Raw genomic sequence first — 12,282 nt, 5'->3', positions numbered from 1 at the left:
AACTAAACCCGCCTTAGTTCAAGTAAGCGCAGAGTGCCCATTTTGGAAACACAGCAACCCCCTCAGCATAAACCAGCAGGCGTAAGCACCCTATCGTTAGCGTTAATCCCTCACAATCGTAATAACTGCCACTGTAGGCGCCATAATCAGCTTCATCTACCCCGACTTCGTCAGGTTACTCTCAGGAACCACCTACGTTTCAGGCGGCGCCATCTACGACGCAATCTACGTCGTCCTCACGTTGGCGACTGATGTGCTTTACCTCTTCGGGGGAGGCGTTCTAATCTACGGGGCACTGTTGGTGACGATTCGTTTTATCCAGATTAAGCTGGCTAACCCCTACAAGCACACCTACTCGACGCGTTACCTTTCAAGCTACTTGACTTTGAGCTTGAACTTTTTCATCGGGGCAGAAATCATACGCACTGTTGCCGTGCGCACTTATGAGGAGTTTACGTTGTTGATTTTGGTTATTTTCAGCAGGGGGTTGTTTAGTTTGATTTTGTATTTAGAGCGGCGTTGGCATGGAGCCACCGAAACCGAGTAACTCCCGCTTTTTCAGCTCAACCCCTGCCAAACTGGGATTAGTGTGGTTTTGCCTAAACATTAATTAACAGACCATGACGTTTTAGCAAATGAAAACTCATGTCAATCGACCTAATCTCTGGGCTATTCATCGCCGTAGCAATAGGATTTGTTCTGCTCTTCTTTATTTTGCCCAGATACGGTCCTCACTACACTTCACGCTTAACTTGCCCTAACTGCAAAAAAAGCTTCAACTTCCACTGGATCCCAGGCGCAACCATAACCTCTCTGATTCGACGCAACTACCGCGACCTCAAATGTCCCTACTGCCACATTAAATCCACCTACGACATCGCAGCCACACGCTTAACTACACCGAAAACGAAGAAAGCAAAGTAGACAGACACGGTTTTTTGTAGAGAGCTTTATTAGGCTACACGTGCAATCTCAGTCTTAGCTAACATTCAAGGTGAACATTTGTCATGAAAGTACTGTTAAACGATGGTTTAGAGAAGGAAGGCTTAGCGATCTTCCAAGAAGCAGGCATAGAAACCGACACCAAAAAACGTGACCCCACGCAACTGGTTGCCGAAATCGGCCAGTTCGACGCGCTCGTGGTTAGAAGCGCCACCAAAGTCACCCGCGAAGTCATCGAGGCAGGCGCTAAGGGAAAACTCAAAATCATCGGACGCGCAGGCGTAGGATACGACAACATCGACGTAGCAGCAGCATCAGAAAACGGCATAGTCGTAAAAATCGCGCCGTACGGCAGCACAAACGCCGTGGCAGAATTAACCATAGATCTGATGCTTTGTATTTCCCGTAACACGCCGCAGTCTCATCATTTCCTCAAAAACGGAGTTTGGATCAAAAAGAAGCTGGAGGGCAGAGAACTCAACGGCAAAACCTTAGGCTTAATCGGCTGCGGCAGAATCGGGCAGAGAGTCGCCCAGATTGCTAAACTCGGCTTCAACATGGAAGTCGTAGGTTACGACATTAAACCCTGCCCTGAGAGCGGCATCAAATTCCTCGCCACAAAAGAAGACGTTCTAAAAGTAGCCGACTACATAAGTGTCCACACAGGCGGTAAAGACGTCATCATCGGCGCCAGTGAACTCGCCGTCATGAAACCTACAGCCTACATCATCAACACCAGCCGCGGCAACAACATTGACCAGCAAGCTCTCTACGCAGCCCTCAAAGACGGCAAAATCGGCGGCTACGCAGCAGACGTCTACAAAGAGGAACCCAAAGCAGAAAACGACCCCTTCAACGACAAACTCAAAGAACTCGACAACGTCGTGTTGAGCAGCCACCTCGGTGCATCCACCGTCGAAGCGCAGCGGGAAACCTCGACTGAAATCGCTCGGGTACTCAGCGGGTACCTGTTGGGCGGAGACTTCACCAACGCCGTCAACGCAGGCGAATCAATCGAGGTAGAAGAGAAGGAGATTTTCACACTCTTCATCCATCACCATGACGTGCCAGGCGTGTTCGCTAACATCGATAAGGTGCTTGCTGACTGCAACATAAACATCCGCGCCAACTACAGCCGCCAAATCAACAAAGGCTACGCTATAAGCGTCTACGTACTGCATCAAGCCGTTACCCCTGAAATCGTAGCCAAACTCAAAGCCGTCCCCAACGTCTGCAACGTCAAAGCCTAAACGGCAATTTTCCTTTTCCTTATTTTTTATTAAAGTTTTGTTTAGGTTTATCTTTGAGGTTCTTTTCGACTCCGTGCTTTTTAGCCATGCTTTTCCAGCTGCGGTTAGCCGCCCACAAAAACAGCCACCGTGGAATAATGGGTTTAGCCATATACGCCGCAGCCTCTTGAGAAATCGGTTTACCACCTGTCAAGTCAACTGCGGCTAAATCGAGTGCTTTAACAACGTTCCGACCGAGGAACCCTGCCTCTTTTAGCGATGCACCGTTAAACACCGCGCCACCACCCAAACTCAACCCTCCCGCCCACGCTATGCCTGTTTCGTAGGCGAATTGGCGGCAGATTGCCAATGCAGTGTTGTTCTGTGCTGCTTCGGGGAAACCGTTGTTGACGATTGCCGCCATCCGCTGAGGTTTAGGTGTTGGGTTATTTTTGCGTTGGGCTGCGATTTTTTCCAGCATCAAAATCAAGGGAGCGGGCAGACAATCGATGTAGAGAGGGAAAGCGACTATTAGCAAGTCGCAGTCAGCCACTGATGCGAGTAACTCTTTTTCCACAAAAAGTTGATGATGGGCCGATTGAACATGGTGCTTGGCGGTTGTGTAGCCTGCTTCTTGAAGCTTATCGAGCAAGTAGGAACCTAAAGAGAAAGAGGTACTGCTAAAACAGCGGGGACTAGCAACTAGAAGCGACGCGGAGTGACTCATACTTTTATCTCCAACGCTGCAAGCAACTGACTGATTTTCCCTTCACCCTGTTCTTCGGTATCTTTGTAGTAGATGAAGGCGGTTGCGTGACGGCTGGCTTGTTTGTTGAGTGAATTTCGGTAGAGCAGGGTGCGAAAGATTTCTTCGGCTTGCGGGTCGGGTTTTGGTAGAACGCCGATCGCTGCGAGTTTGCCGATTTTGTTGTAACGCTGTGGATGATGTAACTCTCCTTTTACTTTGTGGAAAAACGGTAGTATACCGCAGATTTGGCGGTCTAGGACTTTTTTGAGTTCGTAGGAGTAACCGCCGAAAACCACAGGAGACACATATACACTTAGGTCGGTTAAGGGGAGTTTGTTGATTATTTCTTGTGCATCATCGTTGATGACGCATTTTCCAGGGGTTTTTGTCGAGCAGCCAAAACAGCCCAAACAGTCGCCCACTTGAATGTCCCGTAAACGATAAAGAGAAACATGACCGAAAGGGGTCAGGGTGTCTGTTAGGGTTTGGGCCGTTTGGTCCACTTTGTCATCTTGTTTTCTTGCATCGTTTAGCACAACGATTTCCAAATAAAACAGACTCTAAGTAAACGATTTTCATTTACTAGTAAATAAAAATAACCAACTATCTGTATATAAGCAGGTTACGTTCTAAATAGTTTTCAAATGAAGCTCGGCGTGTTATTTTCAGGAGGCAAAGACTCCACTCTCGCGTTGCATTTGGCTGCGGAGAAAGAACAGGTAGCCTGCCTCATCACTGTGGTTTCGAAGAATAAGGAGAGCTTCATGTTTCACACGCCCAACATCGACGTTTCAGCGTTGCAGGCGCAGGCTTTGGGGTTGCCGCTGGTTAGGGTGGAGACCGAGGGCAGAAAGGAAGAGGAACTCGCCGATTTAGAGTGCGCCATCGCCGAAGCCAAAGGCAGGTTCGGAATCGAGGGGGTTGTCACGGGCGCAGTCGAATCCGTCTACCAAGCCTCCCGCGTCCAGCGCATCTGCAACCGATTAGACCTCTGGCAGTTCAACCCGCTCTGGAAAACAGACCAAAAAGCACTGCTGGAAACCCTAATCGCAAAAAAGTATCAAGTTATCATATCAGGAGTTTTTGCTTACCCACTGGACCAGACGTGGCTTGGCAGACAAATCGACTCCACAATCGTCGCGCGGTTGGTGGAGTTGGAGGGCAAATACGGTATCAGTCCGTCAGGGGAAGGTGGAGAAATCGAAACCACGGTTCTTGATGCGCCCCTGTTTAAGAGGCGTATCGAAGTTGCCAACGCTGTGGTGGAGTGGAGTGGCAGTTCAGGCGTTTACGTAATTAAAGAGGCGAGGCTGGTTTCCAAGTGACGGTGCTTGTTGTGGATTTGAACTGGCGGAAGGATTCGCTGGCTTACACCGAATTCGTCTCGCCGATTCTAGCTGCTGTTAAGCCCCTTGAGCCATGTGCAGTCAGGCATTACTTGGAACTACAGCACTCAGAAATCGACGGTTACAGCCACATAATCCTCTCAGGAACCCCCCTCAAAGACTTCGAATTCCTAAAACGCCTCGACCGTTTCCAATGGATAAAAACCTCCCAAAAGCCGATTTTGGGCATCTGCGCGGGCATGCAAACCATCGCAAAAGTCTACGGCGAAAACCTCCGTGCCTGCCAGCAGGTAGGCATGACCGAAATCACCACCACAAAAGAAAACCCGCTCTTCAGCGGCACTTTCCAAGCATACTCGCTCCACAGCTACACAGTCTTGCCATCCCCAACCTTTGATGTAATAGCAGAATCTAAAGAGTGCATCCAAGCCATAAAACACAAACAAAAACCCCTCTACGGCGTCCTATTCCACCCCGAAGTCCGCAACCCCGACATCCTAAAACGGTTCGTCGAAAGCAGGGTAGGAATTTAATTGTTCAACCGCCATGCAAGCAAGGTCGTATGCACTCCTTGGAACGCATCCTATCAGAAAACTGAGTAAACTTTTAATCAAAAGTTAACCAAATATGACATATGCATAAAGCCCTCATTCTATTCTTTTCCTCTTTTCTAATCTTAGCGCTAACAGCCCCAATAATGATTGACCCTTCGTTTGTCTCCGCCTCTATACCTAAACCATCCGTTCCACAATTTACTGTAAAATTGATCGATTCATCTTATTATATACCTGCGAGCACTTCAGTTGACCCTTACACGGGAGCAGAAATAACTAATCAGGGTTATCATGTAGTAAACAGAACAATAGAACTCAGCATCAAGAACAAACCGTTTACCGCATATGAGAGCGACGGGCAGATAATCAATTACTACTTAAACATACGCACTAAAGGAAACTATGACAAAGATTGGATAATAATATACAGTCCCAGCAAAGGTTACTTGACCCAATCAAACTCTGATTACACAACGGTAGTTTATTCTTTAGATGACAATGAATACCCATTTTGGGATAATATTAAGGGAGAAGGTACAATCGATTTTCAAGTGCAAGCATTAATAGGATCCGTTCATAGGGTTTACAACGGTAGTGCAGCAGAAATTATGGATACTGCTCCATGGATTTTCGAGGGAGAGACAAGTGATTGGAGCAGCACACAAACCATAACCGTACCCGAGCCGACACAAACAGCTGTCCCCAGCGCTTCTCAATCATCAACATCACCAACCGTAAACCCGACAGTTAGTCAAGTGTTTGGTTTGGATTGGGTTGGGGTTGTCGTTGTTGTTTTGCTTGGGGTGGTTGTTGTGTTGTTTGTGTTTGTGGTGTTTTATTCGGGTAAGCGTAGAGGGTTGTAAAAAGTCGAATTTCAAATTGTACTACACATTGTGCCTTGTACGTAACAAACCGAGACCATCCCGATGGGTAAACAAGGAAAAACATAATACTGCAAAGCACCCACCTACGTATAGGATAAAATGAAAAGAAACCTATCGCTCTGGGGCTTTTTCTTAGTTTCACTTATTGCGCTATCTATAGGTAGTACGCTAGAATTTGGTAGTGCGCAGACATACAAAGAAGTCAGTGGCATAATCAGGTCAGATACAACATGGACAAAAGCAAACAGTCCATACTATTTTAGGGGACCCGTTGGAATAAGCGAAGGCGTAACATTAACAATTGAAGCAGGAGTCACTATCAACGGAGGATATCTCCAAGTTAATGGTACTTTAATTGCCAAAGGGTCCAATGCTGAGCCAATCGTATTTAATGGTGGCCCAATAGATTTTATGTCAACAAGTTCTGGTAATACAATCGAAAGAATAATAATCAATTCAGGGCAATTCGCGATTAAGTGCAATAATGTGTCCCCAATGATAAATAACAATACAATTCAGGGGGAAATTCGCGTTAACGCAAGTTCACCAACAATTTCAAATAATTTAATAATAGGAAAAATATCGGTTGAAGAGGGCTCACCGTTAATCCAAAACAACTATATTATTACAAGTTCATTCGCAATTGAATGTAGTGGAGGCTCACCCAAAATTTCTTACAATAGAGTGACTGGTAATGGAGTTGGGGTCTCAGATTATACTGGAATATTTGGCGGAGGAGGGCAAATCTCAAACAATGTTATCTCTGGTTTCCAGACTGGGGTTAAAGCTGGAAAGATAATCGAGGGAAATTTGATTTCCAACAATTATTTTGGAATTGAAGTTGAATATTTTCAAACAATCCGCCATAATACCATAATGAATAACAATGAAGGCTTGTATGTAGGTGAAAGTGTTTCAATTATAGAGTTCAATAACTTCCAGAATAATACACGTAATATTTATCTTAACACTTATGCAACGCGCAATATTACTGCCGCTAACAACTGGTGGGGAACGACAGATACACAGTTAATTGATGAAAAAATACACAATAACTGGAAAAACTTCGATTTCATCACGGTTAACTATACCCCTTTCTTAACAACCCCTGACTCGATAGCTCCGGAAATTCCTGATGACTTAGAGGCAATAGCTACAATTGCACCAAGTCGAACCCCCTTTGATCAGAATCCCACGTCAACGCCTAGCCAGCCTGTTTTTGGGGGCTCTGTCCTGTTGGGTCTTGACTGGATTGGAATCGCCATTGTGGCGCTGCTGGCTACCGTCGTGGTGTTGTTGGTGTTTGTGGTGTTTTACTTGCGTAAGAGGAGCATTGGTGGGTCTGTTAAGAAGGTGACAACCGTTTAGTATTTTTTTTACGTATTTTCGCCTATAGATGCGCACCCAAGATAATGGGACCAAAGAAAAAAAATCGCAGTTAACGCTCGCCCAAAGTTTTTAGCATACTGCCACTTCGGTAGCCTTCCAAATCAAACGTCACGTACTTAAAGCCCAACCGTTTAAGCTCACAGGCGACCTTGTCTAAGACTGCTTCATCAAAAAACAGTGTCCTCTCATCTGCGTCCACTTCGATTCGCGCCAACCCCTTGTGGTCTCTAACCCTGACCTGTTTTACACCCAAAATTCGCTTAACTACCTTTTCGGACTCTTCTATGCGCTTTAGTTTCTCGGCTGTAATCTCCTCGCCGAAGGGAATTCGCGACGCCAAACACGCCAAAGCAGGCCGATCATACACGCTGAGCCCCAAATTTTTGGCTACTTGCCGTATTTCCTCTTTGCTGAATTTGGCGGCAACCCATGGACTCCAAACGCCTTCCGCTTCCTGCACTGCCCGAAAACCAGGCCTGTGAGTAGCTAAATCGGAAAAGTTAGTTCCCTCGAAAACCGCAGCAAACCCTTGTTGATGCGCAAATGTCGTCAGTTTTTGGAGGAGTTCTTTTTTGCAGTGGTAGCAGCGGTTTTCGGGGTTTTTGGTGAACTCTGCGTTTTCTAATTCGTTGGTGTGGGTTATGTAGAGTTTTAAGCCGATTTCTTGGGCTGTTTGTTTGGCTTCGCGTAGTTCTTCGGTGGTGTATGTGGGGGATTGGGCGATGACTGCAACGGCTTTTTCTCCTAATATCTGATGGCTAATTGCCGCCAGTGTGGCGCTGTCGACGCCGCCGCTAAATGCGATGACGACGCCGTTTTTGCCCTTGTCGGCTATGAAGCTTTTTAGGTTATCTAGTTTGCGTTGCAGGGCGTCCATTTGGCACCACTATTTTTTGGGAAACATTTCTTGCGCTTTAGACACGGCCAACTCCACAAGTTCCCGCAGCGGCTTCCCAGTTTTCTCCGCCAAAACTTTAAGGTCTTCAAACTCAGGTTTGACACGGATAACCTCACCCTGAGCGTTCTTGGAGACTTTGACGCGTACAGACGCTTTGTTGCCCATAACCGTCAAATCCACCATGGCAACCTCGCGATTTACAATGTGGCGTTGACAGTAGTTGACTCTCACACCCAACGTTCCCGTTTCCGCAATAAGTACCTTTGAGAGGTGCGTTGCGTCTTTTTGGTCCGCGATCACCTTAACGATTTGCCCTAGTCTGTTTTTCTTGGTGACCATCGGTGTGATGCTTACGTCTTTTGCGCCCTCTGCAAGTAGCTTGTCGATTGTGTAACCTAAAATTTCGCCTGAAAGATCATCAACGTTAGTTTCAAGCACAGCAATCTCGTCGCTCGCAACTCCAGTGTCTACTGCGTTGCCGACTGTCACCCGCAAAACCGCAGGCATGTCTGGAAACTCTTTGGTTCCCGCCCCAAAACCCACCTTTAACGGCACAATTGCTGGATAAAAGTTGGTGACTTCATTAACCAAGTTGACCAGTATTGCGGCTCCTGTGGGTGTAGCTAATTCGGTTTCGATGGGTCCGCCGTGGAAGGGGAAGTTTTTGCTCTGCAGAATCGCCAACGTCGCGGGCGCAGGCACAGCAACCGTGCCATGAGAGAATTTGACTAAGCCGCCGCCCACGGCTAATGGTGTTGAGTAGATTTTTGCTTCAAACAGGTTCAAGTCGTCAAGAGCTACCGCGCAACCGATGATCTCCGCGGCAGTATCCACCAACGCGACTTCATGGAGGTGTGCATCTTCGAAGCTGGTTTTATGCAGTGCGGCTTCTGCTTCGATTAAGGTGTGGATTGCTTTGGAGGCGAATTCTCGGGCTTTCTGCGACATGTAAATGCCTGCAGCAGCTTTCTCCACTATCCCGATAAGTTCGTTGCCGTGACGTTTCTCTGCGGTGGCTGAGTTTACTGTGATTTGGGTGGCGCGGAACTCTCCCCGCACAACTTCGTCAATTGCTATGTCGATGTGGTTGTATCCGAATTCGGGGTTTTCCAACGTTTTAATCGCGGTGATAATCCTTTCAACGTTGACGCCTAAATCCAGAAAAGCGCCCAGCAGCATGTCGCCTGCAACTCCACAAGCGTTGCAGTCTATGACTAGAACTTTTTTAGTTTCAACCATAAGTATCACAATTCAAAAACTTGTTTACCGAGTTAGCATAATAGATAAATGGTTTATTGGTTTTTTAAGTATTGTCTGTTCTATGCCATCGGTTAGGGAAGTTTTAGAAAAGGTTTCTCGCAAAGAAATCTCGCCTGAGCAGGCAGAGAAGATGCTTAAGCTGCATGCGGTTGACGAGTTGGGCTGTTTAGCGAAGCTGGATGGTAACCGTGAACTGCGCAAGGGTGTACCTGAAATCATTTTAGCCGAAGGAAAAACACCTAGTGAAGTTATCGGAATCTGTAAGGTTATGCTGAAGAATTGTGGCAGAGTTATCGTCAGCCGATGCAAACAGGAACACATCTCAGCCATCCAAACACTCGCTGCGGAAGGTTTACAAATCGAAATTAACAAACAAGCAAGGTTGGCGGTGCTAAAAAAAGACAGTTACACAAACGCAGGTAATGGTGGAAGGGTGGCGATTTTAACCGCGGGAACCTCAGACATACCCATAGCAGAAGAAACCAAAGTCGTCGCACAAGAGATGGGTTGCACCGTCTACACTTACTATGATGTGGGTGTGGCAGGAATTCACCGTTTGCTTGAACCCATAAAAGAAGTCATCACCAACGACGTTGATGTTGTGGTGGTGGTTGCGGGTCGCGAGGGGGCATTGGCTTCGGTGGTTTCAGGTTTGGTGGATGTTCCCGTGATTGCGGTACCGACTTCGAACAGTTATGGGTTTGGCGAAAAGGGCGTCGGCACTTTGATGGCGATGTTGCAGTCGTGTTCGTTGGGGCTGGCTGTTGTGAACATTGACGGGGGCGTGGCGGCAGGAGCCGTTGCAGCTCTGATTGCAAAACGTGTAGCCAAATTTAGGAAATGAGTGCTTTTTAGAAGGGTATGTGCCAAGGTAAACCCAACTAGACACAATTGCGGTTTGTGCCTAATTGCCAAAGGGTTTTCGGAAGTTTACAGCCAACCGAAAGGTTTTGCCTTGGCACACAACCGGGGCAGGGTTGCTTTGATTGTAGGGCAGTCGTTAGTCCCCGGTTTTACGTGTTACTGGTATGTGCTAACCCCCATATAAGTATTACTTTTATAAAAATTAGTAACACTGAATCGCTTTGTTGCAACGTGACACATTTTCAAAACACAAAAAGCGCACGCATGAACCTGCAGTTTGTTACGAATTTTTATTTGTCGACACAGCAAAAGGTTAATTAACATAACACTTTTTTAAATAAAAGTGTTACTGCGGAGACAAAGCAATGCACATACCCGACGGATTCCTAACAATAAACGTCATAATACCCACCTTCATAATCACACTCATCTTCCTGGCAATAGCCATCAAAAAAGTAAAACTAACCGACCAACAAGTCCCCATCATGGGCCTACTAACCGCGCTTTTCTTCGCCGCCATGATGATGAATTACCCCATCGTCGGCGGAACAACCGCACATCTCTTAGGCGGAGCAACGTTGGGCCTCATATTAGGCCCCTTTGCTGGCGGCATCTCAATGACTATAATCCTTGTTTTACAGGCGTTCCTGTTTGGAGATGGCGGGCTCACAGCCCTCGGTGCCAACATCCTCAACATGGGTGTAATCGGCATAGTCGTTCCCTGCGCAGTATTCCTAGTAATGAACAAGGCACTTAAAATTAAAACAACCGCAGCCCTGTTTGTAACGGTTTTTGTTGCAGCATTCTTAAGCGACGTAACCGCGGCAGTTGCAGCAGGTGTGGAACTTGGCTTGTCGCAACCCGTATTCCAGTACGGTTTAAGCGTGGCAGTTCCAGCGATGGCAATCAACCACTCCATTATGGGTGTCGCGGAAGCTTTTGTCACAGTAGTCATTATCGGTACACTTCTAAAACTTCGCCCGGACGTTTTAGCTAAAAGCCCCATATTGGGCAAACTAAGCATGTTTAACAAGAAAGATGAAGTGGAGGCGTAAACAGGAAATGGTATCCAAGAACCAAAAAACCATCATAATCGGACTAGGCATCTCTTTAATCTTTGTGCTTTTGGGTGTTTTTGTTTTCTCTTACGCTATGGAAACTCTTGACGTTAAAGCAGAAGAATTGGGCGCAGAAGAAAACCCCATCTACGAGCCACCATTACCCGACTACACCATCCCCGGCTGGGAAGATGAATGGGGTACACTGCTCTTAGGCGTAGCTAGCACATTACTGTTGTTCGTTGCAGGTTTAGCTGCAGCTATGGTTTTAAAGAAAAAGAGTAAATCCAAATGAAAGTCCCCCAATCCCTAAAAGACCTCATGGAAGGAGCCGAATCACTAGTTTACCTAGAAGACTTAAGCACAAAAAAAGGGGTACTGCAAGCAATAAATCCCCTCGCAAAATTAGTCGCCATAACCGCGATGATTGTGGCGTCTCTGTTTATCTTCAACGTAACCTATCTGCTATTGATTTGCTGTGTCCCCATCTTTTTAGCTGTAACCTCAAGGCTCCCCCTACGCCAATTCTTTTCCCGCACCGCGTTGATTCCGCTGTTTTCCGTCATAATTGCGCTCCCGCCTCTTTTCTTAACTGCAGGCAACCCAATCGCATCAGCCAACATTGGCATCACAACCTTAACCATAACTTCTGAGGGGCTTAACCAGTTTCTCATTTTCACCGTGCGCGTGTGGTTCTGTGTCGCATCCATAGTTGTCTTTGTGTTGTCAACGGGTTTTGAGAAGGTACTTAGGCTTTTCTCATCTCTAAAAGTTCCGCATCTGATAATTCAACTGTTCAGCTTAACATACCGATACTTTTTCGTCTCCATCCATGAAGCCCAAAGCGTTCTGTTAGCTAAAGAAGCCCGCACATACATCCACAAGCGAACCATAAACAGGCAAGCCCTAAAAGACTTAGGCGCTATAATCGCCACCCTCTTCATCCGCACATACGAGCGCTCTGAGCGAGTTTACTTGGCTATGAAAGCCCGCGGATTCGAAATCAGCAACGAAACAAAACAGGCAGCCCCAAAACTACATGTAATGGATGTAGCGTTTGCGTCATCAATAATAGTGGCGTTTGCATATCTTGCGTTGTTATAGAAAGGC

Annotated in this window: 15 protein-coding genes; 11 read left to right on the top strand and 4 right to left on the bottom strand. The window is 46.7% G+C overall.

Annotation, left to right across the window (positions count from 1 at the left end; genetic code table 11):
- Positions 1-241: 241 nt before the first annotated feature.
- From NWE96_04750 to NWE96_04740, 3 genes are all read left to right on the top strand, one after another.
- Positions 242-547 (top strand): DUF1622 domain-containing protein, encoded by a 306-nt coding sequence (locus tag NWE96_04750; GenBank protein MCW3983287.1) that lies wholly within the window; start codon positions 242-244, stop codon positions 545-547.
- Between the two features lie 98 nt (positions 548-645).
- Complete coding sequence (locus tag NWE96_04745; GenBank protein MCW3983286.1) at positions 646-924, top strand: hypothetical protein; 279 nt, start codon at positions 646-648, stop codon at positions 922-924.
- A gap of 83 nt (positions 925-1,007) precedes the next feature.
- A complete protein-coding gene (locus NWE96_04740) occupies positions 1,008-2,192 on the top strand; it encodes an ACT domain-containing protein (GenBank protein ID MCW3983285.1) in 1,185 nt (394 codons plus the stop codon).
- A 19-nt stretch (positions 2,193-2,211) separates the two neighbouring features.
- Here the strand turns inward: NWE96_04740 and NWE96_04735 are convergent, their stop codons facing one another.
- Positions 2,212-2,898 (bottom strand): hypothetical protein, encoded by a 687-nt coding sequence (locus tag NWE96_04735; protein ID MCW3983284.1) that lies wholly within the window; start codon positions 2,896-2,898, stop codon positions 2,212-2,214.
- Complete coding sequence (locus tag NWE96_04730; protein MCW3983283.1) at positions 2,895-3,467, bottom strand: NAD(P)H-dependent oxidoreductase; 573 nt, start codon at positions 3,465-3,467, stop codon at positions 2,895-2,897. The genes NWE96_04735 and NWE96_04730 overlap by 4 nt, the downstream gene beginning before the upstream one ends.
- A gap of 96 nt (positions 3,468-3,563) precedes the next feature.
- Between NWE96_04730 and NWE96_04725 the strand changes: the two genes are divergently transcribed.
- The 4 genes from NWE96_04725 (at position 3,564) to NWE96_04710 (ending at position 7,071) form a co-directional block, all read left to right on the top strand.
- On the top strand, positions 3,564-4,244 hold the full coding sequence (locus NWE96_04725; protein MCW3983282.1) for a TIGR00289 family protein: 681 nt from the start codon (positions 3,564-3,566) through the stop codon (positions 4,242-4,244).
- A gap of 17 nt (positions 4,245-4,261) precedes the next feature.
- On the top strand, positions 4,262-4,798 hold the full coding sequence (locus NWE96_04720) for a gamma-glutamyl-gamma-aminobutyrate hydrolase family protein (GenBank protein ID MCW3983281.1): 537 nt from the start codon (positions 4,262-4,264) through the stop codon (positions 4,796-4,798).
- A 164-nt stretch (positions 4,799-4,962) separates the two neighbouring features.
- Positions 4,963-5,682 (top strand): hypothetical protein, encoded by a 720-nt coding sequence (locus tag NWE96_04715; GenBank protein MCW3983280.1) that lies wholly within the window; start codon positions 4,963-4,965, stop codon positions 5,680-5,682.
- Positions 5,683-5,802: 120 nt separating this feature from the next.
- Complete coding sequence (locus tag NWE96_04710; GenBank protein MCW3983279.1) at positions 5,803-7,071, top strand: hypothetical protein; 1,269 nt, start codon at positions 5,803-5,805, stop codon at positions 7,069-7,071.
- A 70-nt stretch (positions 7,072-7,141) separates the two neighbouring features.
- Here NWE96_04710 and larE read toward each other — a convergent pair whose 3' ends face one another.
- Together larE and larC are read right to left on the bottom strand one after the other, a co-directional pair.
- Positions 7,142-7,969 (bottom strand): ATP-dependent sacrificial sulfur transferase LarE, encoded by an 828-nt coding sequence (gene larE, locus NWE96_04705; GenBank protein ID MCW3983278.1) that lies wholly within the window; start codon positions 7,967-7,969, stop codon positions 7,142-7,144.
- 9 nt (positions 7,970-7,978) lie between these two features.
- Entirely contained in the window at positions 7,979-9,229 is a 1,251-nt protein-coding gene (gene larC / locus NWE96_04700; GenBank protein MCW3983277.1) for a nickel pincer cofactor biosynthesis protein LarC, read from the bottom strand.
- A gap of 82 nt (positions 9,230-9,311) precedes the next feature.
- On the opposite strand from larC, the gene larB reads away from it, so the two are divergent.
- From larB to cbiQ, 4 genes are all read left to right on the top strand, one after another.
- Positions 9,312-10,094, top strand: a complete 783-nt coding sequence (gene larB / locus NWE96_04695; GenBank protein MCW3983276.1) for a nickel pincer cofactor biosynthesis protein LarB — start codon at positions 9,312-9,314, stop codon at positions 10,092-10,094.
- 385 nt (positions 10,095-10,479) lie between these two features.
- Positions 10,480-11,169: an energy-coupling factor ABC transporter permease gene (locus NWE96_04690; GenBank protein ID MCW3983275.1), complete on the top strand. Its 690-nt coding sequence runs from the start codon at positions 10,480-10,482 to the stop codon at positions 11,167-11,169.
- Between the two features lie 7 nt (positions 11,170-11,176).
- A complete protein-coding gene (locus tag NWE96_04685) occupies positions 11,177-11,467 on the top strand; it encodes a hypothetical protein (protein MCW3983274.1) in 291 nt (96 codons plus the stop codon).
- Complete coding sequence (cbiQ, locus tag NWE96_04680; protein MCW3983273.1) at positions 11,464-12,276, top strand: cobalt ECF transporter T component CbiQ; 813 nt, start codon at positions 11,464-11,466, stop codon at positions 12,274-12,276. Before NWE96_04685 ends, cbiQ begins: the two co-directional genes overlap by 4 nt.
- The last annotated feature ends 6 nt before the right edge of the window (positions 12,277-12,282 follow it).

It is taken from the genome of Candidatus Bathyarchaeota archaeon, assembly GCA_026014685.1.
Taxonomy (GTDB): Archaea; Thermoproteota; Bathyarchaeia; order Bathyarchaeales; family Bathycorpusculaceae; genus Bathycorpusculum.
This window is presented reverse-complemented; position numbering and strand designations above follow the sequence as displayed.